A 24184-nucleotide genomic window follows, 5' to 3' on the forward strand; every position below is an offset into this window, starting at 1 on the left:
ATTTATGACTGTCGCCACATTCTGAAACAGTTTTCTACTTTAAATTCAGTAAATAACACGTTACTGTGCAAAAAAAGGAGAAATTATGTCGATATTCAGAGTGTGGCAACTTGCTCAATTTGAGCTAACGCGCCTCTTCGCTACAAAACGTGGCTTACTTGCACTCGGTGCCTTTGCCATGGTTTGGTTTATGATCCAAAACTATTTAATAGCGCAAGCAGTGCCATTTTTAAGTAGCCCAGAGTTTGCCGATATCACTGGGCAACTTGCTGGTAACATTGGTTTAAGAGAGCTAGTCAGTTGGCCTGAAGCTGAATTGGCCATTTTTTGGATAATCGCTCTATATAGCTTCCCTGCATTTAGTTTGTTCGTCTGTTCTGATCAGACAGTTGGTGATAGATTGCGTGGTACCCTTCGCTTTATTAGTTTGCGTTGTACTCGTGAGGAAATCTTACTAGGCCGATTTTTAGGTCAACTTATCATCATTGCAATTCTTATTTTTCTTACCGTTTTAGCGACATTTATTGTGATGATCTATCGTGATATTAGCTTGTTTGGCTCAGGTACATTGTTGAGCATCTCTCTTACTGTGCAACTCACTCTCATTGTTATGCCATTTATTGCTTTGATGTCGTTGCTAAACTTAGTAACAAGCTCCTCTCGCTTAAGTGTGGTCCTCGCCATACTCTTATTTACACTTGGCAACGCGCTAATAAGCTACCTCAGTTATTACTTCTCCATTATGTCTTGGCTTTTATATGTTTATCCCGGTGTACAAATCGTAGATGTTGCGCCTCAAAATAGCTTTTCTCTGAGTGATTGGTTGCTGCCTGTCGCACAAACTTTAGGGCTGTTAACCCTAAGTATTATAACGTTTAAAAGGCGGTCACTATGAGTGTATTAATTGCAGTAAATAATCTTTGTAAATCCTTTGGGGATAAGCAAGCTCTGAGTGATGTCAGCTTTGAGGTGAAAAAAGGTCAGACGGTGGCATTAGTTGGCCCTAACGGAGCCGGTAAAACGACTCTATTTAGTATTTTATGCGGATATTTAATGCCCAGCTCAGGAACGGTTAGCATTATGGGCAAACCACTTGGCTCACCCGATCTATTTGGCGTGGTGAGCGCACTTCCGCAGGATGCTACGCTCGACCCACGCTTTTCAATACAAAAACAATTAAACTTCTATGGCCGCTTGCAAGGTATGAGCAAACACACAGCAAGCATTGAAACTAGCCGAGTACTTGACTTAGTTGGATTAGCAGACAACCACCATGCAAAAATAGCAGAGCTTTCTCATGGTATGAAAAAGCGAGTTTGCATTGCACAAGCATTGATAGGCTCTCCTAAAATTGTTTTCTTAGATGAAGCAACCGCGGGATTAGATCCCCTTAATGCACGTGAGATACGACATGTTATTGCATCATTAAGTGATGACATAACCTTTATATTAAGTTCACATGATTTAGCTGAGCTAGAGAAACTGTGCGACCATGTTTTATATTTAAATCAGGGGCAGCTTACTACTCACGATCGCGATGCAAAGCAAGGGAGTAACCACTACGTTACTTTAACGCTGATAAATGATCCTAGAAATGCACTCGAACAAATTAAGCAGTTATCAGGGGTATTACACGTCACACAAAGCCAAAATAAAGAATATATTATTGAATATCAATCCCACTTTGAGCAATTTGATATACACTTGCTTAAATATTGTCACAAACTGAATTGGCAATACCGTCAATTAGTGAATGGTCATACTCTCGAAAATCAACTCTTTCAGAAGGACGAATAATGGGATTATTAAGTGGAATTCTAGGTAACGCAAGTGAAGTCGACAATGATAAACTTGATGAGCTACTTGCTGATACATTGATTGAATCAGAGCAAATCGAAAAAGCTTACCAAGTCATTCGTGACATGTTTGTCTTTACCAATAAAAGGTTAATACTCATTGATAAGCAAGGCGTTACAGGTTCTAAAGTAGAAATACTGACAATACCCTACAGTAAAATAACGAAATTTAGTAAAGAAAGCGCGGGCCACTTTGATATGGACTCAGAGCTTAAAATCTGGGTTGGTTCAGAAACCGAACCACTCACAAAAGAATTTAAAGCCGGTGATAATATAAACGACGTGTATAAAATCATTAGCAGCCATACGCTATAAACTCAAAGCTGTGATACCGTATGGGTACAGTCATACGGTATCTTTATCTTTCATATAACGCGATGTGTTACATACGCATTTTTTGGCTTTTAGACCACAGCGATACACCCAGCTTTTCAACCATAGTACTGACGCTTAAACCAAGCTTCTCAGGCAACCCTTTCTTAATTTTGTAGCTTACTTTATACAACTGGTACTGCTCATTCAAAGACAATAACACGTCATCACTGGTTTTAAGCTCATCGACTAAGTTCAATGATTTTGCGTGTGACGCAAACCAATGCTCACCAGTTGCCACTGCAGAAATATCCAAAGTTGCTCGATGTTCAGCAACAAAATCCTTAAATAAGCCGTGAGTATGTTCTATTTCCTCTTTGAATTTTTCACGACCTTTATCAGTGTTTTCACCAAACATGGTTAAGGTACGTTTATACTCACCAGCTGTAATTTGTTCAAAATCAACGTCATTCTTTTTCAGAATTTTACTAAAATTTGGCAGCTGTGCAATCACACCGATTGAGCCTACAATGGCGAATGGCGCAGCCACAATTTTATCCGCCACACATGCCATCATGTAACCGCCACTGGCTGCGACTTTATCAATACATATAGTTAACGGTAGACCGAAGTCTTTAAGACGTATTAACTGAGATGCGGCCAGCCCATATCCGTGAACAACACCACCACCACTTTCAAGATTAATAACCACTTGATCTTTTTCTTTATCTGCAATGGTTAAAATGGCACTCACCTCTTCCCTTAAGCTTTCCACCTCATGCGCATCCATACTGCCACTAAAATCGATTACAAAGGCTTTTCCATCAGGGTCAGTTGTAACCTGCTTTTTATTCGCTTTCTTATGCGCTTTTAACGCTTTTTTATCTAGCGTTTGCTCTATAAATTGATTGCGAGTGTCTGCTATCTGCTTAGATAAGTCTTTAAGCTCTATTTCACCAGACTTGCCTTTCGGCTTTTGGCTTGCGCCTATGATCATTATCAGTATAACCCCAATAGCAGCCACTATTGTCACCGCTTTAGCTAAAAATAACCCATACTCAAATAAAAATGCCAACACCTACTCCTAAAAATTTAGCAATAAAAAAGCCGCTATATCTAGCGGCTTTTCATAGTGAACTAATTGTAATTAATTAGCAACAACTGCTGAGTTAGTTACTTGAAGCCCTAACCCTTTTGATTTTAAGTAAGACACAAGCTGAGTTTGCATCTCCACAGTTGCCATTGCATGCCCCTGTGCTGTACCACCAGCACTTTCACTAAATGCCGTCGTAATAATTGAACCGTGGTGCCCTTGGCTAAAGTTCACCACATAGTTACCTGGCCCTTGAGACTCAGAAACAGTTTGTAAACCCATAAAGCGCGCTAACGGTGTTGAGCCTGACAACGGGTTCGTCGTTGTAGGAGGAATAACAGTATCCGGTTTATTACCATCAACCCCACCCGTAACCACATTCATATACATAGGCGTGCCAACAGCCTGCACTAGAGATGCATAATTAAGCGGATCCGCACTATCTAAAGCAGACTGAGCTGCAACAGCGAACTGTTGGATAATACCATTAATTGCAGCCAAAGATGCTGTATCACCTGTCTCAGTCAAATGCTTAATGTACGCACTGTAACCACATGGCACGATATTCTCTGCAGTACACCCTGCGACCCCATCACTTTGCAAAAAGGCTAAGAAAGCTTTAGAAGCAACATTACCAGCGGCGCTGAGCACTGAGCCTTGAACAAATGGACCAAACTGCTCTGATGCAATCAAGAAGCTTGCAATGCCGCTTCCGCCACTTGCCAGCGCTGCGCTTTGCACTTTAAATAACCCATCTACTTGCTCATTCAATGGTAAATTTGCGTGTGCAACAAAGCTTGGAGCAACAATTGCTCCCAAAGAGTGACCAACAAAGCTAACATCGGTCGGGTTTAACCCTATTGCTGGAGCGCCAAAGTTAAGCCCTAAACGCAGCGCTAATAGATCTGCGGTTGATTGACGTAAGTTATCTCGAGCGACTAACAATGAGGTTAAGTTCATATAAGACAATATGGAACCCGTCGTCGCATTAAAGTCATCTGCGCCATCATTATCAACATCAATACCACGCTCACCATGCATCGGGTGATCGATTGCTACAGTGGCGAAACCTTGCGCACTCAATGCTAAAGTCAGCCCTAGCATTGTTTCTTTACTCGTTGTGATCCCATGTTGAAGTATCACTACTGGCCAACCTGTAGCAGGCTGCTCTATACCCAATAATTGAGGTATAGGCTTTGTAATTTGTACGGGGACATTCGCAAGCCATTGTTGCTTTGGAATGCTATTGTACTTAGTAACATGACGCATTGAGTCAAGACCGAAATCTCTAAGTAACCCGCCTGATAGTCCTGCACATACGGCATCAGTAGTTCCCGCTTCTGGTGTTGGTAACGTACCACCAACGGCAGCTTGGTAACCTGCAACAACTGCCGCATTGTCACATAACCCTTGCCAATACGTATCGGCTAAGCTTTCAACGCTAGTCGCTTGTGGTTTACCAGTATACATTGGTAATTGTATGCTGCCCTTCATATATTGTATCGCTTGGAACGAGGCAACAGCTGCTGGATCTTGTCCACCCATAACCAGCACATCTCTTACTGTAATTACTGGCTGTTCAGGTACTTCTAGCTTTGGGTTAGTACCTGTTGTCAAACTTGACGCCAATAGACCTTTGACTGCAGCCATCGCTGGACCTACTGATTGCATAGTCGCAGCCGAAGTATAAATAATACTGTCTTTACTTAAGGCTCCAAGGGCATCATCAAAACTACCTTCTGTTACTGCTTTTTCATAACTACGCACCGCACCTTGAAGCGCAAGCTGAGATGGCGTCACTAAATCGGCTTCTTGACGCGCTAGCGTATAAGTCGAAGAAGCTTTGATTGGACGTCCATCAGCCATTTCAAGACCCGATGTCAGTACCGTTATATACGTCGAGCCAGCTTTGAATGGCTTTAAAGGTTGAATTGCGATGCCATCGCCAGTACTGGTTAACTGCGCAATAAAATCACCAGTTAAGCCATTACTAAGCTCCGCAACTGATTTACATGCGATCCCAGCAGGAATTTGAGCACACTGCTCATCAGTGCGGCTAGCCCCCATCACAACTTCAAAAATACGCACAGATCCAGGCATTTTCACTGAATCTCCATTCACACTCATGCCCGATGCCATGTTTAAGTCAATAACATAAGGCATTTGAGTTGACCAGCCATCTAGTGCGCCAAGCGCTAAAGATGGGTTTGCATAATGCGCGCGCGTGATGGCAGGATTGCCCTCAGCATCCAATTCTCCTGGCAAATTTAATGTGCCATCCTTCGTGCCACTGAGTAACAAATCATTCGGTATTGAAACTACACCGTTGGAAGGGTCAAATTTAATCGAAACAGACGGCAATACCGGGGCTGTTTCATTTTTAATATCTTCTAATGTTTCACCACCACCACAGCCTGCTAAGACTGAGGTAACTGCGAGTGAGAGTAGCATTTTTTTCATTTTATAGGCTCCGACAGAATCTTATTATTATTTTGCTGTAATTAGTTAAATTATTGTAATCGTATTTTTAATAAGACATTAGACCAGTTAAAGTTAACGCAAAGTGTAGCCTTTCGCCACTTATATTTACAATAAATTCGATAACTTGAGTGATTGCTATGATAAAATGTCTAAAAGTTCTAATTTGGGGTCCACGATGCACGATTATAAAGCTGCGGCAAATGCCTTAGAAAATAAAACCATATTAATTACAGGTGCAGGCGATGGCATTGGCCGAGTTGCAGCATTAACTTATGCTAAACACGGTGCAACCGTCATCCTACTTGGCAAAACAACACAAAAACTCGAATGTGTTTACGATGAGATAGTCAATTTAGGCTATCCTAAGCCTGCCATTGTACCTTTAGATATGCGCGGTGCAACAAAACAAAACTATAGAGATCTTGCTGCAACAATTGAACAGCAATTTGGCAAGCTAGACGGCCTATTAAATAATGCATCAATTTTAGGCTCTTTAGGCCCGCTTGAGCATTTTTGTGTATCAACCTTTGAGAATATTATGAAGGTGAATGTGACAGCACAAGCAATGATCACTAAATACATGTTTCCATTGCTTAGAAAGTCGCCATCGGCTTCAGTTGTATTCACATCATCTGGCGTTGGCCGCCAAGGTAGAGAGTTTTGGGGACCTTATGCCATCTCAAAATTTGCAACTGAAGGCATGATGCAAACTTGGGCCGCAGAAGTAGGTAAGACTAACATTCGTATTAACTGCATCAATCCTGGTGCAACAAGAACGAGTATGAGAGCCTCTGCTTTCCCTGGTGAAGATAAAAACACTTTAAAAACAGCTGAAGAGTTAATGCCTACCTACTTATACTTGATGTCAGAGTCATCAAAAGAGGTCAATGGCCAGTCAATTGACGCACAGCCAAAGTAGTACAGTAAGTTTCAGTTCTAACAAACATAAAAAAGCCGCGTATCCTGCGGCTTTTTTTACTTAACTCTGATCATATCAATATTGGATGAATTGACGTTATGATTGGCGACGCTTCGGCTTTTGCACTCTCTGATTGTGCTTTTTAACGGCCTTGCGAATTTGATTAATCTTCGCTCGCTTATCTTTGCGCTTTTCAGGCATTACAGATAATTTAGTCTGCGTTTCATTACCCAAACGTACTGATTTACGTAAATAGTTTACTTCTGGTAATTCAAGCTCTTCCCAGCCGCCCTGCGGTAAACGTTTATTTAGTTCTAACTTGCCATAACGGATCCTAATAAGGCGCGACACTTCAACATCTTGTGATTGCCACAAACGACGTACTTCACGATTTCGTCCTTCAGTCAGCATCACGTTAAACCATTTGTTGATCCCTTCGCCGCCCATTGGTTTGATATTTAGAAATTTTGCAGGCCCATCTTCTAACTCAACACCTTTAGTGAGCGTACGTAACGTTTCATTGGTTACTTCACCAAATACACGTGCAGAATATTCACGCTCTACTTCATATTTAGGGTGCATCAATCGATTTGCAAGTTCACCGTCATTGGTGAATAACAGTAATCCAGAAGTGTTTATATCTAGACGACCAATTGCTATCCAGCGCTCTCCATCAATACGTGGCAATCTATCAAATACCGTGCGACGTCCTTCTGGATCTTTTCGTGTACATAACTCACCTTCCGGCTTATGGTACATAATTACACGACAAATACGGTCTTCTTTTTGCTCAATTTTTACAATATGGCCATCAACACGGATCAACGCATCTTCTTCAACACGATCGCCTAATTTAGCCACTTTGCCATCAACACTAACGCGATTAGCGTCAATGTACTTTTCCATTTCACGACGTGATCCCACGCCAGCTCGGGCCAATACTTTTTGTAACTTTTCACTCATTCGGATGATTCTCTCACAGAAGGATCGCTTAACATCTGATCTATTTTAACTTCATGCTGCTCTGGTAATTCAGGCAACATACTTAAGCCAGATAACGAAAAATAATCTAAAAACTGGTTTGTCGTCGCATATAAGGCAGGCTTACCTGGCACTTCTTTAAAACCGACAACTTTTATCCATTCGCGTTCTTGTAAGCTCTTCATTATATTGGAGCTTACAGATACACCACGTACTTGTTCTATCTCACCTCGGGTGATCGGCTGACGATAAGCTATCAGAGCCAATGTCTCTAAGGTCGCTCTTGAGTATTTCGGCGCTTTCTCTTGCCACAAATTACTTAACCAAGGCGTTAATCTTTTACATGCTTGAAACCGGTACCCACTGCCTACTTCAACTAATTGAACACCGCGTGTTTGATAGTGCTCAGATATAGCTTGAATTGCATCATCAACACGCCCACCTGAAGCGGCAACGTCTTTCAACACTGTTTCTCTTAATCGCTTTTTTGACAATGGTGTTTCTGATACAAAAATAGCCGCTTCTATAAGCTCAACTAATTGCTCGTCACTTACACGCCGCATTTATCAAACCAAAATAGAATTCAATCCCCTATTATGACAGAGGTTACACTACTCTTGTAGCTGCAAACTCAAATAAATCTGACTAGACGGTACAACTTGTAAACAATTTATCAATTGCTCTTTAATTAATTCCAGCATCGCAATAAAAGTAACCACAACCCCACTGCGACCTTCTTCTACTGTAAATAACTTGGTAAACGGGCATGGGCCATTGTATTCTGACAAATAATGTAAAATATGGCTCATGCGCTCACGCGTTGACAACGATTCAGTTGTAATATGGTGATGTTCGAATTGTTTAGCTCGCGCCATAACTTCAGCCAAAGCCAGCATAAGCTCTTTGAGTTCAATATCGGGCGTTTCAGCGACTGGCGAGTCACTTTCATCAATTAAAGCCCTTGCCAGCAATATATCACGCTCCACTCTGGGAAGGTGGTCAAGACTCTCAGCTGCTGTTTTAAATTGCTCATATTCTTGCAGCCTGCGGACAAGTTCTGCTCGAGGATCTTCTTCTTCTACCAGTTCCTCATGCACAGGTAACAACATCCGCGACTTTATTTGTGCCAATAATGCCGCCATCACCAAATATTCCCCAGCCAACTCAAGCCTTAATTCAGTCATCAGTTCCACATATGCAACATATTGCTGAGTAATACTCAAAATAGGTAACTCTAAAATATCCAGTTTATGACGTTTGATCAGATATAATAAAAGATCGAGTGGCCCTTCGAAGGTTTCTAAAATAATTTCTAGGGCATCTGGAGGAATATATAAGTCTTCAGGCTTTTCTATCACCGCTTGCCCATGTAAAAATGCAAACGGCGGTGTATTTTCTGCTAAATCACTCATTAAGAGGCATCATGTAAACGCTGCGGTGTCGCCACACCCAACGCGCAAAATATCGACTTCATCTTCAGATAAGTCTATGACCGTTGTTGCTTGCTCTATTAAATAACCGCCGTGAATAATTAAATCCACCAGCTTTTCAATTCTGAGACGAATTTCATCGGGATCTGACTCCGTAAACTGCTCACCGGGTAAGATTAAAGAACACGACATCATCGGCTCGCCTAACTCAGTCAATAAAGCGCTGGTAATTGGGTGATCGGTTACCCGAATACCAATGGTTTTCTTCTTATCATTCAACAACCGCTTAGGCACTTCTTTCGTGCCTTTAAAAATGAAAGTATACGGGCCTGGGGTATTATTTTTTATCAGCCTAAACATTTGGTTATCTACTCGAGTATAGGTCGCAAGCTCTGATAAATCTCTGCACATCAAGGTGAAGTTATGATGCTTTTCAATGCCTCTTATACGCTCAATACGTTCTTTAGCTTGCTTGTTACCAATACCGCACCCTATGGCATACCCTGAATCGGTTGGATAAACAACAACACCGCCTTGCTTGATAATATCAGCCGCTTGCTTAATTAGCCGTGCCTGCGGGTTATCTGGGTGAACATGAAAAAATTGGCTCATATTAACATTCCTCGTTTTCTTCCCAAAACTGCCAAACACCTTGGCAATCTTTTGGTAAGTATAGGTTTTTCCCCAGTTCTAGCCAAGGCATCGGGTAATGGAAGTCTGAGCCTTGGCTGGCTAGTAACCCAAACTCTTGGCTTAGTTGGCCTAAAAACTGACGTTCGCTCGGCGCTTGCTGGGGTTGGGCGACCTCCATACCTTGCCCGCCTATATCTGCAAACTCTTGCAATAACTTACGTAGCCATTTGTTCGACATTTGATATCGAGCGGGATGCGCAACAACACTTATGCCACCTGCTGCTTTGATTGCATTAATAGCCGTTGCCATATCACACCATGAGCTTGGCACATATCCTGTTTTATTGCGTGCTAAAAACTTTTTAAACACACCCTGAATATTCTTTGCGACTCCACGTTCAACCAACGCGGCAGCAAAGTGAGCACGGGTGATCTCAGCATCGCCAGCAAGCTCTTTTGCCTGCTCATAAACCCCTTCGTAGCCGCGTTTGGCCAATCTAACACCGATTTCTTTAGCGCGCGCTTCTCTTTTTGCTTGTTGAGACTGCAGTAGTTCACTTAACTGCTTAGCACTTGGATCAACTGCTAACCCTACTATATGTATTTCGAAGCTTTCCCATCGTGTTGAGATCTCAACCCCCGGGATCAACTCAATCGCCAAATCATTTTGCTCTATATACGCCTTCGCTGGCTGAATTGCGGCGGTGGTATCATGGTCTGTAATCGCCAATACATCTACGCCCTTTTCTGTTGCTCGCTCTAGCAACTGCTGAACCGTTAAACGTCCATCAGAAAAAGTGGTATGGCTATGTAAATCATATTTAATCAAACTAACTCTTTTATATCTGGTAGCTTTTTACTAGGTAGTGAGTATAACACTCCTAACCGCTACGAACTTTGTATATTTTTTATATTTTTCTTTAACGATCGCTGTTTTGCCCTTGACAGAATTGCGCCTAGTGGGGTTTACTGTACGTACTAAAGATACATATGAATGATTAACACATGCTAAAATTAACTAAAACAACAAATTGGTGGTGGCGCTCGTAAAGTCGGGTGTTTCGTTGTATCTAGCGAAAGTTTAAACCCGCAAATTACGCGGGTTTTTTTATATCTAAATAAATGTTAATAATTGGAATTACACATGTTAAATAACAATGCAATGACACATTCTTGGTGGTGGTGCCTGGCTTAGCGGGACGGCATTGTTATACGTATTTAAACGCCCCGCTTAGTAACACTTACTAGCGGGGCTTTTTGTTTTAGGGGAATGAGGTTTGATTTTTAGTCATATAACGACAACACCTGGTGAGGTGACAAGTATAAGGCAGCGGCGCAACTATATTAGCAGCCCGCTTTCACTTTATGCGGCGCTCGATAAGCGCAATTCACTACTTTTAGAGTCAGCAGAAATAGACTCAAAAGACAACGTCAAAAGTATTGTTTTGGTCGATGCGGCTTTACGCATAGAATGCCATGGTAGACAAGTGATTGTTACTGCGCTTTCGAACAATGGTAAACAACTACTTGCTCACTTAACGCATAAAGTCAAAAACTGTCATGTCGAGTTAACCGATAGGGTGCTCACTATTGAATATCAAATAGATGATGCACAACAAGACGAATACAGTAAATTAAAAGCGGATAATGCATTCAGCGCACTCAGAACCTGCATTAATGAAATTAGAAGTAATTCAGATACGCCTTTTTCAGTATTCTTAGCGGGTGTATTTGCTTATGACATGGTCGCCAATTTTGAGCAATTGCCAGATGTACCCAATGATAAAAACACCTGCCCAGACTATGTCTTTTATTTAGCTGAAACACTCGTACTAATCGACCATCAAGAAAAAACCACAGAATTAATTGGTAACGTATTCAACGGGCCTGATGTTCATGCTAATTGTTTTGAAATTGGCAAGCAGCTTGAATCATTAAATCAACAATGCGATGACATTGTACCCTACTCCCCGACGCTAAATCGTGGTGAGTGCAATGTGAACGTAAACATTGATGATGCCACTTTCTGTGATCAGGTCGAAAAACTAAAGAAAAACATCATAGATGGCGATATTTTTCAAGTTGTTCCCTCTCGGGCATTTACTTTACCTTGTGATCAACCGTTGGCGGCATATCAAAAATTAAAAGCGCAAAACCCAAGTCCGTACATGTTCTTTATGCGAGATCAAGACTTCATTGTATTCGGTGCATCTCCTGAGTCCGCTTTGAAATATTGTGTGCAAAGCAACCAAGTTGAAGTTTATCCAATTGCAGGAACGCGCCAACGTGGTAAATTTGCAGATGGTACGATAAACCCAGACTTAGACAGCCGTATTGAACTTGAGTTAAGAGATGATAAAAAAGAACGAGCAGAACATTTAATGCTAGTTGATTTAGCCCGTAATGATGTCGCTCGAATTAGTGTTGCAGGAACACGCCATGCAAAAGAGCTATTAAAGGTAGATAGGTACTCTCAAGTCATGCACCTAGTATCTCGTGTTGTTGGTCAACTAAAGCCCGATTTAGACGCATTACACGCTTATCAAGCTTGCATGAACATGGGTACTTTGGTTGGAGCCCCAAAAGTGAAGGCCGCAGAGCTTGTTCGACAGGTTGAAAAGTTTAGAAGAGGCAGCTACGGCGGTGCCGTTGGATATCTAACCGGAGATGGCACAATGGACACCTGCATTGTCATTCGCTCTGCATTTGTAAAAGATAATATGGCATATGTTCAGGCCGGTGCAGGGGTCGTATATGACTCAGTACCGCAAGCTGAAGCCGATGAAACTCGAGCCAAGGCACAGGCTGTAATTAAAGCCGTGCAGTCAACGTATCAAGGAGGTTAGCATGCGTAATATCAAAGTGTATTTTTTAGATAATTTTGATTCTTTCAGCTACAACCTTGTAGATGAGCTTTCTTTGCTCGGCACTGAACTTGTGATTTATCGTAATAACATCAGCGCTGACAGAATATTTACCGAAATGTGCAAAGAAACACAACCTGTTATGTTGGTGCTATCACCAGGCCCAGGTAACCCCGCCAAAGCGGGATGTTTACTTGAATTAATTGAGCTGTGTAAAGGCAAATTCCCCATGCTAGGAATATGTCTAGGACAGCAAGCGTTAACGCAAAGCTATGGCGGCACAATTGGTCACGCAGGAGAAACAGTCCATGGTAAATCATCTACCATCATGGCCGACGAACACCCTGTATTTACCGGCCTTGGACAACAGTTTCCAGTTGCTCGCTACCATTCGTTAATGGCCACCAAAGTACCTGACTCACTAAAAGTGATTGCTCAGTATGAGAATATCCCAATGGCAATTTATCACCCTCAAGACAAAGTCATTGGATATCAATTTCATCCTGAATCTATATTAACCCCTGATGGCGCTCAGTTACTTAAGCAAACCATCGACTATCTGACACGTTAGGAGCCAACATGGATAGTTTAAAGAAGTTACTTGATAAACAGTCGTTAAACTTTACTCAAGCACAAGAAATGTTTGACCAGATCATGTTAGGCAAGATGTCTGATATCGAGCTAAGTGCTGCGCTTGTCGCGTTAAAACTAAAAGGTGAGAGCGTCGATGAAATCGCAGGTGCAGCGCAATCAATGCGTAACCATGCTCTGTCTTTTAATAGTCAAGGCTTGAGCTGCTCTGATAGCTGCGGCACAGGTGGTGACGGCGCAAATACTATAAATGTTAGTACCACAGCAGCCATTGTTGCAGCCGCATGCGGCATTAATATGGTAAAGCATGGTAATCGCAGTGTCTCTAGTAAATCAGGTTCTGCCGATTTGTTAAAGACGCTGGGCATTAATCTAGAAATGAGCCCAACACAAGCCAGTAGATGTTTAGAAACGACTGGATTTACCTTTTTATTTGCGCCGCAGTATCACCAAGGTGTTAAGCATGCTATGCCTGTACGAGGCACACTTAAAACGCGTACCATCTTCAATATTCTCGGGCCATTAGCTAATCCAGCGACACCACAAGCACAGCTACTAGGCGTTTATGATCCTGCGCTATGTCGGCCAATGGCTGAAACATTAAAAACTCTCGGTACCAAGCGAGCCATGATAGTACACGGAAGTGGCACTGATGAAATTGCCTTGCACGGTACAACAGAAGTGACCGAATTAAATAACGGCGAGATCACGCAATACACGTTATCACCACAAGATTTTGGTCTTGAAAATTACTCGCTTGCACAAATTGCGGGGGATACCCCTGAATACAATGCTAAAGCCAGTATTGCCATATTAAAAGGTGAAGGCCCTGATGCACATAATGCCGCAATTGCAGCAAATGTAGCAGCACTATTATTTATTAATAACCAAGCTGATAATCTAAAAGAAGCAACTGATCATGTACTTACAGTAATACGCTCTGGTGCTGCTATGACGAAACTAGCCGACATTGTGGAGGTAAGTAATGGCTAATGTATTAGAGAAAATTGTTGACGATAAACGTATTGAACTGACACAGCGAAAAATAGATCTGCCGCTGGCGGCCTTTCGTGACAAAGTGGAACCAAGTTCTCGTGATTTCTTCGCAGCGCTTGCCACTAAAGGAACGCAATTTATTCTAGAGTGTAAAAAAGCTTCACCATCAAAAGGCCTGATACGTGATAAATTTGATCTTGATGAAATTACCGACGTATATAAAAACTATGCAAGCTGTATCAGCGTACTGACTGACGAAAAGTATTTTCAAGGTTCTTATGATTATCTTTCTTATGTACGCGCTAAAGTAGAACAACCACTAATATGTAAAGACTTTTTTATTGATGAATATCAAGTGTATTTAGCACGTCTAAATGGTGGCGACGCTATATTACTGATGTTATCTGTCCTCGATAACGATCAATATGCCAATTTGGCAGAATTGGCTGCAAAGCTCAATATGGCAGTACTTACTGAAGTTAGTAATGAAGAGGAAGTTGCGCGAGCCCTTGAACTCGATGCAAACATCATCGGGATCAATAACCGTAATTTGCGTGATTTAAGCACGGATTTAGCGACAACTGAGAGGCTTCGTAAGCTGATCCCAAGTGATAAAGTGGTGATTTCAGAATCAGGTATTTATACCCATCAAGATGTGAAACGTCTAGCGCCTTTATGTGATGGGTTTTTAGTGGGCAGTTCACTTATGAGTGAGAGAAACCTAGATGAAGCATGCCGAAAACTCATTTTAGGTGAAAACAAAGTCTGCGGCTTAACACGTACACAAGATGCGCAAGCTGCATATCAAGCCGGCGCACTTTATGGGGGCCTTATTTTCCATCCCAAGTCACCTCGTTACTTAGATTTAGATTGTGCAAAAGCCGTGGTAGAAAGTGCGCCGTTAAAGTACGTGGGTGTGTTTGTTAATGAAGCGCTAGGTACGGTCATTGAATATGCACAAACTCTTAAATTGAGCGCAGTGCAACTTCATGGCTCTGAAGATCCGCAGTACATAGAGCGTCTTAGAAATGGGTTACCTGTCACCTGCCAAATTTGGAAAGCACAGGGTGTAGAAACGGCGTTACCAAAAGCCATTGAGGGTGTTGATAAAATACTATACGACACAAAATCTGCTAAAGGGTTTGGCGGCACCGGAGAGCAATTTGATTGGCAACTATTAAAAGACCATGACGTCAATAACTTTATGCTCGCAGGCGGCCTAACACCTGACAATGTAAGGTCCGCAGCGCAATTTGGCGCGCAAGGTTTAGATTTAAATTCAGGGGTGGAATTAAGCCCCGGCAAAAAGTGTCAAAACAAACTAAAAGACGCTTTTACTAACATTAGAAATTACTGAGGTGAGAATGAATAACGCAGCCTATTTTGGCGACTTTGGTGGCATGTATGTCCCAGAGTTGCTTGTTCCTGCACTTAAGCAGTTAGAGCAAGAGTTTAATAACGCACAAAAAGACGCCGGCTTTTTACAAGAATTTCAGCAATTGCTCAATGAGTATGCTGGACGCCCTACGCCACTTACATTAACACGTAACTTAGTCAAAAACCCAAAGGTAAAACTATACTTAAAGCGCGAAGATTTATTACACGGTGGAGCACACAAAACAAACCAAGTATTGGGTCAAGCACTGCTAACAAAACGTATGGGGAAAAAAGAAGTCATCGCAGAAACAGGCGCCGGTCAACATGGCGTTGCAACCGCATTGGCCTGTGCATTGCTTGATTTGAAATGTCGTGTATATATGGGTGCGAAAGACATTGAAAGACAGCAACCTAACGTATTTAGAATGAAACTTATGGGCGCTGAAGTGATCCCCGTAACAGCAGGCTCTGGTACCTTAAAAGATGCAGTAAATGAAGCGATGCGCGATTGGTCAGCAAACTATCAAACAGCGCACTACTTATTAGGCACAGCCGCAGGTCCTCATCCATTCCCCACGGTAGTCCGTGAATTTCAAAAGATGATTGGCGAAGAGGCCAAGCAGCAAGTACTCGAAAATGAAGGTCGCTTGCCAGATGCTGTTATTGCTTGTGTTGGTGGCGGTTCTAACGCAATTGGTATGTTTAGCGATTTTATAGATGAACCTAGTGTTAAGTTAATTGGTGTAGAACCTGCTGGTAAAGGCCTTGAAACAGATGAACATGGAGCAGCTTTGTGTAAAGGAACAAAAGGCATTCTACATGGTGCTTATACCTATATTATGCAAAACAACGATGGTCAAATTGAAGAGTCTTATTCCGTTTCTGCCGGCCTTGATTATCCTGCGGTTGGTCCACAGCATGCATTTTTACATGAAACAGGCCGTGCCCAATATGTTGGCATTTCAGATACTGACGCACTCGACGCATTTCAAGCGCTTGCCAAGCACGAAGGGATCATCCCTGCATTAGAGTCTAGTCACGCTTTAGCTTACGGACTGAAGTATGCAGAAAACCAAACAGAAGAGACTATTATCGTTGTTAACCTCAGTGGCCGTGGTGACAAAGATTTAGCTCACGTCCATCAAGTACTTAATGAGCAAGGAGCACTTTAATGAGCCGTTACGCACAAACGTTCGACCGACTAGCAAGCAATGATCAAGGTGCATTTGTTCCTTTTGTGACCATTGGTGATCCGAATAAAACACTCAGCTTTGACATTATTAAAAGTTTAATCGACGGAGGCGCAGATGCCTTAGAGCTTGGCATCCCATTTTCAGATCCAATTGCGGATGGGCCTGTCATTCAATCAGCCAATATTCGTGCTTTAAATGACAATGTTAACACCGAAGACTGCTTTGAAATTATCAAACAGGTCAGAGAGTACAATCAAGATATTCCGATTGGTTTACTTTTATATTCTAATTTGGTTTTTGCACGCGGCATCAATGAGTTCTATCAGCAAGCTCATGAAGCGGGTGTGGATTCCATCCTAGTTGCAGATGTGCCTCTTCATGAATCTAAAATGTTTCGTCAAGCTGCTCAACATGCGAAAATTGAACCGATTTTCATTGCAACCCCCAATGCAGATGACGACACAATACGCACCTGTGCAAGTTACGGAAGAGGCTACACTTATCTTCTATCTAGAGCCGGAGTTACAGGTACAGAATCAACCGTTCAAATGCCAGCTGACTCTATGATAGCGCAGTTAAAAGAATATCATGCTGCCCCTGCACTACTGGGGTTCGGTATTTCTACGCCGGAGCATGTTAAGGCCGCATTAGACTCTGGAGCTGCTGGCGCTATTTCTGGCTCAGCAGTGGTTAAAATAATCGAGAAAAACCTTGATAACCCGGCTGTAATGCTCGCTGAACTAAAAGCATTTGTCACTCAAATGAAAGCGGCTACCTATAAGTAGCCCACCGCTTATTCAGCTAAGGCGCTCTTCAGTGCCTTAGCTGGCTTAAACTGTACTTTATTTGCCCCCTCAATCATGATTTCTTCGCCTGTTCGTGGGTTTCTACCAGCTTTTGCTGGATGATAACTCAAGGCAAAGGTGCCAAATCCCGCTATAGGTACCTGATCTCCTTCTGATAAGCGCTTAGATATTACGGCTAAAATACTCTGTAACGCAGCTTGTGAAGACTTTTTAGTGAGTTCACTGTGCTCTGCCATTTGTGCAATAAGCTGTGTTTTATTCATTTTCTATTCTCTTTATTCAATTTGTTAGGGCCAGTATAGGACACAAAAGCTGAAGGGATGCTGAGGCTAAGGATTTAAGCCACAAATGTCAATCTTGAACTTAAACTCAGTTCTTGATACAACCCTATGAGTGATTAAAAAAAGGTAAACAACAATGCCAGTGTTGCTAGAGTATCTGCCACTCATTTTATTCTTTACAGTCTATAAATTTGTCGATATTTATTGGGCTACCGGAGTACTTATTCTTGTCTCCACAATTCAACTCGCTTATCAGCACTTTGCTCATGGTAAAATTGCGACTCGACATTGGGTTTTTTTTGCAATTGCACTGATCCTTGGTGGAATGACAATTCTGTTTCAGGATGAACAATTTATCAAATGGAAAGCGACGGTGATTTACGCAACCCTTGCTGTGAGTTTACTTATATCGCGTTATATTTTTAAGAAGAATTTAGTGGAGAAAGCACTCATAGGCATGCTGAAGTCAGCCACTGAAAAAACCGATAACGAACAGCAACTCAACATAAATCTTCCGCCACATATTTGTGAACAATTAAACGTAATGTGGTTTGCTATTTTAGTGTTTATTGCTGTCCTTAATATTTATATTGCTTACACATTTTCTTTAGATTTTTGGGTCAACTTTAAAGTGTTTGGTCTAACGGGGATCACCTTTGTGGCAATTTTAATCACACTGATCAGAGTCTATAAGTACTTGCCAGAAGAAGAAAGTTAAATTGTCATCATTGAGCGCGCTTTTTACTGCTATAGTTTTTGAAACCAAACATAGAGTGAGAAGCGTCTTTGAGTGCAAGTCAATATCGGTGGTGTGAATTACTTCTTATTTTCTTTTGCTTGCCCGTTCTAGCGTATTTTTTTCGTTCTCATCTCTCTAACTGGTTATTTCCCGCTTTAATCATTTTAATGGCGGTATGCACATTTTTATTACTCACAGATCCACACTTTAAACGTTTTCGGCTAACCAGTTTAGGGCAATTCTCCACCGTAAAAAAACGAATATTTACCAGTTTTTTTGCAGGCGCACTATTTTCAGCAATGTTATATGGATTACTCAATCAAGAAAACTGGTTTAGTTTTCCGTTAGACTCTACAAGGCAGTGGCTCATACTGTTGATTGCCTACCCACTTCTATCTGTTCTTCCACAAGAGCTTATCTTTCGCAGCTATTTTTTTCATCGCTATAAAAGGATACTACCGAATAAAACCATGCGAATTATTCTCAGTGCCAGCGTATTTGCCCTAGCTCACTGTGTTTATGATAATTGGATCGCCATTGGCCTTTCATTTGGTGGCGGTTTGCTGTTTGCTTACACATATGCACATAGCCGGTCTCTGCTCGTTTGTGTATTTGAACATAGCTTGTGGGGGTTATGGGTATTTACCTTGGGGATAGGTGAATATTTAGATTCTGGACTAACTTTTTGAATCCCTGACAAACTTGCAAACTCTCGGCAGCTCGACATTCTGCTATAAAATACGAATGTGGCTGGTAGCACTATATTAACCTCAGCTCTGGATAAGCAAATTTGCCCAATAAAGCTATTTTTCTCACTCTCGGCGTTGCTTTCATTTGTAATAGCCCGCTATTACTGTATAAAAGCGCCTTGATATTGAGCAAAATACATTCATTGGATTGTACGTAAGTTTGTTTTCAAAACATTTTCTATTCCAAAACCCTTATCCAAACCTGAGGTTATATTAGATAAAACATAACACGGCGAAAAATAACTTTGCGACTTCAAAACTGATTGAGCTTTATTTGTTGGGCCTTACCCCACATAACAAAGCTCTTTATCTTTTATCCATGCAAATGGTTGGCTTTATTTAAACGATCCAAACGCGTCATCTTCGCCATATACTTTTCGACTATACTCAGTACTTAAAGCAAATGTAAACTCACTCAAGTCATTTAAGCAGCTTACATCTGGTGCAACCCAAGGGTTAGCCATAAAGCTCTCCATGATGTCGACTCCGCATATATCTTCACCAGCTGTTTTAACGCCCGTATTAAACACAACTCCGTGTGGTGCAAAAGGCACCTCGATAAAACGTTGATTAATATTAGTAAAAGAGCCCTGTATATCTTTAGCATGATGAATTGGAGTTGCATGGTCTAACGTACCATTCAATGCGACAGTAGGTATATAGTGATATATTTCTTTGTAAATATATTCACTAGCGTAACGATTTGCCCATGTTTTTTGAATGCTTTGTGAGAAAGCATGGTAGCTAGCATCAAAGCACACAATCGCATTCGTACAAAACTCAGCTCGTTCCCCTTCACTTCGTTTTTCATAATTAATTTCATTCATCGAGATAAGATCGAATAATGAACTCGAAAAGTTAGGCTTCAATTCATCTTTCACTGCTTTAGCACGATTCAGTGTTTGAATAGATTTACCCAATCCATAATGTAATACGGCTTTGTTTAGTGCGATAACATCATTATCATTACAACGCGCTAGACGACTATAAAAAGGCAGTAACGACCGTTTATCTAGTCCAGAAATTTGAGCCATTGACCACTGTTGAAGTTTATCACGATCAATTGAAACATCTGGACAATGCACTCCAGCAAAGTGCTGCTGCACGGTCAGTCTAATACTTTCATTAACCGGCGTAATAAATTTAGCACTGCAATAGCTATCAGAGTTACAATAATTGGCTAACTGAGTAAATACTTTATCAGCATGCTCCTCATAAAGATCAGTGCTAGAATTATGAGCTGGTAAAACTGAGTCTAAAATGATCCCTTGTGCGCCATTAGGTGCAATTTGCGTAAACCGCTGAGCCAACATAGTGCCGTACGATATTCCATAAATATAAGTCGGTACCCAGCTCAATGCCTTGCTCTTAGAAATAGCATACTTCAAATCACGAGCAGTATTAGTCGTGTTAAACTCAAATAAGCCTTCACCCCATACTTCATACAGAGCATCAAAACACTTTTTAGGATCAAAATAATTACATTGCAACTCAGTAGACCAGCCAATTCCTCGATGCTCTAGTATATAAACATCATAGTCTCTGACTATATCAGGCATATCGTGTTCAATTACATATGGAAAATATGTGGACCCCGATACTCCTGGACCGCCACTCAACATCCATAATTGACCTTTACTTATTCCACTCGTTGCACTGTACTTTGAAACAAGCACTTCAATAACCTTACCAGTTGGTTCTTCCCAATTTAGTGGAATTTGTGCAAATGAACACTCATTTCTCCCATCTAGTGTTTTAAATTGAGCTGGGCACTCTCCCCAATTGAAAGCGAGGTATTGATTAAATTCAGACACTTGTTTATCAAAGTAAGCTTCTGAGTTCGACGCAAAAGATAAGCCAGAAAAACCCATTAGAGCCAGTAAAGTGATCACACTTCGTTTGATATTCATAACAATTCCTTTTATAGGTAAAAATAGACGCTACGACAAAAGGCAACAAAAAAAAATTGAAATTTATTCAACGTTGTAATAAAAAGCTAGTGTCGTAGATATTATTAATATCTACGACTATGCACCTGGTAATTATCGAAATCAGAAAAATGCAACAGGTAGACTATATTTTGTAACTTTATCTAAATGAATTTTTCGTTCTCCACAGATAAATTAATTAGTCAACAGTAAAAGATGTCGGTATGTCGGTATGTCGGTATGTCGGTATGTCGGTATGTCGGTATGTCGGTATGTCGGTATGTCGGTATGTCGGTATGTCGGTATGTCGGTATGTCGGTATGTCGGTATGTCGGTATGTCGGTATGTCGGTATGTCAACACAAAAAAGACAGCAATTGCTGTCTTTTTTCATTATTTCACTTTAAAATTAAAGTGGAACGATGTTGTCAGCCTGAGGACCTTTCTGACCTTGTGAAAGAGTGAACTCTACACGTTGGCCTTCAGCTAAAGTTTTGAAACCTTCGCTTTTGATTGCACTGAAATGAGCAAAAACGTCTGCGCCATTTTCTTGTGCGATGAAACCGAAGCCTTTAGACTCGTTGAACCATTTTACTGTACCAGTAACTGTATTAGACATAATGTATATCCTGTATAAAAAAAGAAATTGCTGACTATCATCAGAGTCAGACGTAATAGCACAAAAAATAAATGATATTTAAAAACTACAGGACGAGATACTAATAAAGCTTCGAAATGGAGTGTATAAAAGGTATTACTTTTAAGCTGTGACTAATAATATAGACTTCTCCCATGAAGTCAACCATTACTTCCAATTAAAAGAAAAAAGGTGCAGCTTAGCTTTTTAAGCTAAACAAAAGCTAAGCTGCTTATTACACTTTGTCCAAAATACTATTACACGCGTTAATAAATCTGTGTAATTTATCTAACCGCCACACCCCAACGTAAGGCCCTTACATTTATATTCAGTCTCCTCGGTCTCCAGCCCCGTTAAATTCATTAAGTGAAAAGCATCTCCATTCACTTCTTGAGGGCTGCTCGTTGAACTGTCGCAAAACCCATTGCCAGTCCACTTATTACTGCTTACACTGGGGACTTCTCCCTTGGACCAATAATCACTAATAAACACTTCTCCGTTATAGACAACCGTTTCACCTTTTAAATATGCTTTATTTGTGTACCAGTCTTGTGGGCAAGTTGGGGTTTGACCTGATAATAGGTACTCGTGTGCCTTTGCGAAATCCGGAAGTCCAAAGCCATACCGAGTATCCTTACCAGTTCTGCCAAGGTCTAAACTGGTACGTTTAAGTGCGTCAATAATTTCGTCTCTGGTCCATTGTGAATTTTGAGACCATAACTTTGCAATTCCACCGGTCATAATTGCAGCCGCTTGTGAAGTGCCAGCCCCAACGACATAATCATCGTTGTAATGACCTACGGTAAGTTGTGTATTAGGTACTAACAACTCTGTATTAGTATGGACCAAAACAGTTGGAAACTCGGTATAATGTGGCAAGCCATACAATCTAAAGTTTACTGTACTCAGATAATCAATAATGAGCAATTCCCCTCCACCCTTCTTACAGCTGTGCTCAGCATTTTTTAGTACTATAGATGTTGCCTCAGACAGCTCATTCGAAATCAACATATCACTGAGGTCTTGACCTGTCAGTGTGTATTTACATGACTCTCTCACTGTGACTTTTTCTGGGGGACGAACCGTTCCTGTGTCAATTTGTGTATAGGCTATATTAGTAAGTCCATTTTGAGCTTCTAACTCAATACTTTGTATTGCAAAGTGATGGCGGTTTGCGGTTGAAACTATTTTTGTACCCGGTGTTACAAAGTCTATTTTATTGTTGATAGGTGAAAAATCTGCCACCGCTCCACTCTCATTCAATGCGCCAACGGATAGGACATTATGATATGATGCAGGGTAATGCAGCGCATCACTATGATCGCCATTTAATTTTCCCGTGGCCGAACCATGATTTCCCGCAGCTCCGATAAAAATAATCCCCTTATCATAGGAAAGTCTGTCAATCACCTCGACCATTACGCGAGAGTAGTGCTCTCCACTTAAAGACATATTAATGACTTTAGCACCAACACTGGCACATACTTCTATAGCTTCAATTAGGCTACTACCCCAAATTGTTGAATTCTGCCCATTTGCCGTCTTTATTAGCTTACTTACATGCAAACTAGGTGTCGGATCACTCAAAGCGCCTTTTACACCAACTCCATTCTCTTGAGCTGCAATTATCCCTGTAATATGTGTGCCATGACTAAACGCATCTTGATCCCAAAAACCAGCGTAATTGCTATGGTTACCCGTTATGTTATTTGGTAAATCTGGATGGCCAGCGTCTAATCCAGAATCAATTACACACACAGGGATACTACTTGTAACTGGAGGTAATTTATCAATCGCAGTAGCACGCAACCAATAGGGTTCAAGTTCGTTGTACTTGAGTGCTTCAGCGTTTTCAGAGCTAACACTAACGGATTTAACTGAGCCAGCGTTAAGCGAAAGGTTAGGATTTTCTTCGACAACAATACCAGATAAAGCTTTAAGCTCATTAGCTTGTGCTTGTTTCAATAGCCCTTTTGCAAAAATGACGTCTCCACGGCTCCACATGACATCTAAAGCTGCCATTAATTCATCATTGATCTGTCCGGACTGGAATTGAACTAAATACTCTTTCATTTTTGTATTTTCATTCGATTTAACATTGAGAGAAATTAAACTAAATACAATGACCATCAGATAGTTTTTACTTTTTATACTTTGTTTTTTCATAAGTTCTCCGATATGAATTTTACAATCGATATTGGTAATAAGAGTTATGTAAAAGAAAGCTGATGATTCCATTCTCAGCTCCCTTTGTGCTCAAACTCAATAAGCGATTTTTCACTTTTTCAACCCTTAAGTGCAGGTTATATTTTTACTTTA

General features: G+C 41.1%; 24 protein-coding genes. 13 read left to right on the forward strand and 11 right to left on the reverse strand.

Translation table 11 applies throughout. The features are described 5' to 3' along the window. The first annotated feature begins 85 nt into the window (after nucleotides 1–85). The 3 genes from PCIT_RS03450 to PCIT_RS03460 are packed head-to-tail and all read left to right on the forward strand — an operon-like array spanning nucleotide 86 to nucleotide 2171. The gene (locus tag PCIT_RS03450) at nucleotides 86–895 is read left to right on the forward strand and encodes an ABC transporter permease subunit (RefSeq protein WP_010363261.1); all 810 of its coding nucleotides are present in this window, start codon (nucleotides 86–88) and stop codon (nucleotides 893–895) included. Continuing rightward, complete coding sequence (locus PCIT_RS03455) at nucleotides 892–1797, forward strand: ABC transporter ATP-binding protein (protein ID WP_010363259.1); 906 nt, start codon at nucleotides 892–894, stop codon at nucleotides 1795–1797. Before PCIT_RS03450 ends, PCIT_RS03455 begins: the two co-directional genes overlap by 4 nt. Then, the gene (locus tag PCIT_RS03460) at nucleotides 1797–2171 is read left to right on the forward strand and encodes a PH domain-containing protein (RefSeq protein ID WP_010363257.1); all 375 of its coding nucleotides are present in this window, start codon (nucleotides 1797–1799) and stop codon (nucleotides 2169–2171) included. Before PCIT_RS03455 ends, PCIT_RS03460 begins: the two co-directional genes overlap by 1 nt. A 67-nt stretch (nucleotides 2172–2238) precedes the next feature. Here the strand turns inward: PCIT_RS03460 and sohB are convergent, their stop codons facing one another. Both sohB and PCIT_RS03470 read right to left on the reverse strand, forming a co-directional pair. Continuing rightward, a complete protein-coding gene (sohB, locus tag PCIT_RS03465) occupies nucleotides 2239–3243 on the reverse strand; it encodes a protease SohB (RefSeq protein WP_010363255.1) in 1005 nt (334 codons plus the stop codon). Nucleotides 3244–3315: 72 nt separating this feature from the next. Then, on the reverse strand, nucleotides 3316–5721 hold the full coding sequence (locus tag PCIT_RS03470) for a VolA/Pla-1 family phospholipase (RefSeq protein WP_010363253.1): 2406 nt from the start codon (nucleotides 5719–5721) through the stop codon (nucleotides 3316–3318). 196 nt (nucleotides 5722–5917) lie between these two features. Here PCIT_RS03470 and PCIT_RS03475 point away from each other — a divergent pair, with 196 nt between their 5' ends. After that, complete coding sequence (locus PCIT_RS03475; RefSeq protein WP_010363252.1) at nucleotides 5918–6661, forward strand: YciK family oxidoreductase; 744 nt, start codon at nucleotides 5918–5920, stop codon at nucleotides 6659–6661. A gap of 96 nt (nucleotides 6662–6757) precedes the next feature. Here the strand turns inward: PCIT_RS03475 and rluB are convergent, their stop codons facing one another. From rluB to rnm, 5 genes are read right to left on the reverse strand one after another with little or no spacing between them, the layout of a single operon-like run. Next, on the reverse strand, nucleotides 6758–7624 hold the full coding sequence (rluB, locus tag PCIT_RS03480) for a 23S rRNA pseudouridine(2605) synthase RluB (protein ID WP_010363251.1): 867 nt from the start codon (nucleotides 7622–7624) through the stop codon (nucleotides 6758–6760). Beyond that, entirely contained in the window at nucleotides 7621–8205 is a 585-nt protein-coding gene (gene scpB, locus PCIT_RS03485) for an SMC-Scp complex subunit ScpB (RefSeq protein WP_010363250.1), read from the reverse strand. The genes rluB and scpB overlap by 4 nt, the downstream gene beginning before the upstream one ends. A gap of 48 nt (nucleotides 8206–8253) precedes the next feature. Then, nucleotides 8254–9054 (reverse strand): segregation and condensation protein A, encoded by an 801-nt coding sequence (locus PCIT_RS03490; protein WP_010363249.1) that lies wholly within the window; start codon nucleotides 9052–9054, stop codon nucleotides 8254–8256. A gap of 9 nt (nucleotides 9055–9063) precedes the next feature. After that, nucleotides 9064–9684, reverse strand: coding sequence for an L-threonylcarbamoyladenylate synthase (locus tag PCIT_RS03495; protein ID WP_010363248.1), 621 nt, complete (start codon nucleotides 9682–9684; stop codon nucleotides 9064–9066). A gap of 1 nt (nucleotide 9685) precedes the next feature. Beyond that, nucleotides 9686–10534 carry an RNase RNM gene (gene rnm / locus PCIT_RS03500; protein ID WP_010363246.1) on the reverse strand — a complete coding sequence of 283 codons (849 nt, stop codon included), beginning with the start codon at nucleotides 10532–10534 and terminating at the stop codon, nucleotides 9686–9688. Nucleotides 10535–10982: 448 nt separating this feature from the next. Between rnm and PCIT_RS03505 the strand changes: the two genes are divergently transcribed. From PCIT_RS03505 to trpA, 6 genes are read left to right on the forward strand one after another with little or no spacing between them, the layout of a single operon-like run. Continuing rightward, on the forward strand, nucleotides 10983–12551 hold the full coding sequence (locus PCIT_RS03505; protein WP_010363244.1) for an anthranilate synthase component 1: 1569 nt from the start codon (nucleotides 10983–10985) through the stop codon (nucleotides 12549–12551). 1 nt (nucleotide 12552) lies between these two features. Beyond that, nucleotides 12553–13140 carry an aminodeoxychorismate/anthranilate synthase component II gene (locus PCIT_RS03510; protein WP_010363242.1) on the forward strand — a complete coding sequence of 196 codons (588 nt, stop codon included), beginning with the start codon at nucleotides 12553–12555 and terminating at the stop codon, nucleotides 13138–13140. Nucleotides 13141–13148: 8 nt separating this feature from the next. Further along, entirely contained in the window at nucleotides 13149–14153 is a 1005-nt protein-coding gene (gene trpD / locus PCIT_RS03515) for an anthranilate phosphoribosyltransferase (protein WP_010363240.1), read from the forward strand. Continuing rightward, the gene (trpCF, locus tag PCIT_RS03520) at nucleotides 14146–15513 is read left to right on the forward strand and encodes a bifunctional indole-3-glycerol-phosphate synthase TrpC/phosphoribosylanthranilate isomerase TrpF (RefSeq protein WP_010363238.1); all 1368 of its coding nucleotides are present in this window, start codon (nucleotides 14146–14148) and stop codon (nucleotides 15511–15513) included. Before trpD ends, trpCF begins: the two co-directional genes overlap by 8 nt. Nucleotides 15514–15520: 7 nt before the next feature. After that, on the forward strand, nucleotides 15521–16705 hold the full coding sequence (gene trpB / locus PCIT_RS03525) for a tryptophan synthase subunit beta (RefSeq protein ID WP_010363236.1): 1185 nt from the start codon (nucleotides 15521–15523) through the stop codon (nucleotides 16703–16705). Beyond that, nucleotides 16705–17511 (forward strand): tryptophan synthase subunit alpha, encoded by an 807-nt coding sequence (gene trpA / locus PCIT_RS03530; RefSeq protein WP_010363234.1) that lies wholly within the window; start codon nucleotides 16705–16707, stop codon nucleotides 17509–17511. Before trpB ends, trpA begins: the two co-directional genes overlap by 1 nt. 8 nt (nucleotides 17512–17519) lie before the next feature. On the opposite strand, the gene PCIT_RS03535 is transcribed toward trpA, so the two are convergent. Beyond that, entirely contained in the window at nucleotides 17520–17795 is a 276-nt protein-coding gene (locus tag PCIT_RS03535) for an HU family DNA-binding protein (protein WP_010363232.1), read from the reverse strand. A gap of 154 nt (nucleotides 17796–17949) precedes the next feature. On the opposite strand from PCIT_RS03535, the gene PCIT_RS03540 reads away from it, so the two are divergent. After that, on the forward strand, nucleotides 17950–18531 hold the full coding sequence (locus PCIT_RS03540; RefSeq protein WP_010363231.1) for an inner membrane-spanning protein YciB: 582 nt from the start codon (nucleotides 17950–17952) through the stop codon (nucleotides 18529–18531). Nucleotides 18532–18599: 68 nt separating this feature from the next. Beyond that, entirely contained in the window at nucleotides 18600–19241 is a 642-nt protein-coding gene (locus PCIT_RS03545; RefSeq protein ID WP_040696325.1) for a CPBP family intramembrane glutamic endopeptidase, read from the forward strand. Nucleotides 19242–19636: 395 nt separating this feature from the next. Here PCIT_RS03545 and PCIT_RS03550 read toward each other — a convergent pair whose 3' ends face one another. Then, a complete protein-coding gene (locus tag PCIT_RS03550; protein WP_010363228.1) occupies nucleotides 19637–21211 on the reverse strand; it encodes an alpha/beta fold hydrolase in 1575 nt (524 codons plus the stop codon). A 250-nt stretch (nucleotides 21212–21461) separates the two neighbouring features. Between PCIT_RS03550 and PCIT_RS03555 the strand changes: the two genes are divergently transcribed. After that, the gene (locus PCIT_RS03555; RefSeq protein ID WP_192992769.1) at nucleotides 21462–21635 is read left to right on the forward strand and encodes a hypothetical protein; all 174 of its coding nucleotides are present in this window, start codon (nucleotides 21462–21464) and stop codon (nucleotides 21633–21635) included. A 2-nt stretch (nucleotides 21636–21637) separates the two neighbouring features. On the opposite strand, the gene PCIT_RS03560 is transcribed toward PCIT_RS03555, so the two are convergent. Together PCIT_RS03560 and PCIT_RS03565 are read right to left on the reverse strand one after the other, a co-directional pair. Next, nucleotides 21638–21847 carry a cold-shock protein gene (locus tag PCIT_RS03560; protein ID WP_010363226.1) on the reverse strand — a complete coding sequence of 70 codons (210 nt, stop codon included), beginning with the start codon at nucleotides 21845–21847 and terminating at the stop codon, nucleotides 21638–21640. A 306-nt stretch (nucleotides 21848–22153) separates the two neighbouring features. Beyond that, nucleotides 22154–24031 (reverse strand): S8 family peptidase, encoded by a 1878-nt coding sequence (locus PCIT_RS03565; protein ID WP_162144418.1) that lies wholly within the window; start codon nucleotides 24029–24031, stop codon nucleotides 22154–22156. Nucleotides 24032–24184: the final 153 nt, after the last annotated feature.

Source organism: Pseudoalteromonas citrea (assembly GCF_000238375.3).
GTDB classification, from domain to species: domain Bacteria; phylum Pseudomonadota; class Gammaproteobacteria; order Enterobacterales; family Alteromonadaceae; genus Pseudoalteromonas; species Pseudoalteromonas citrea.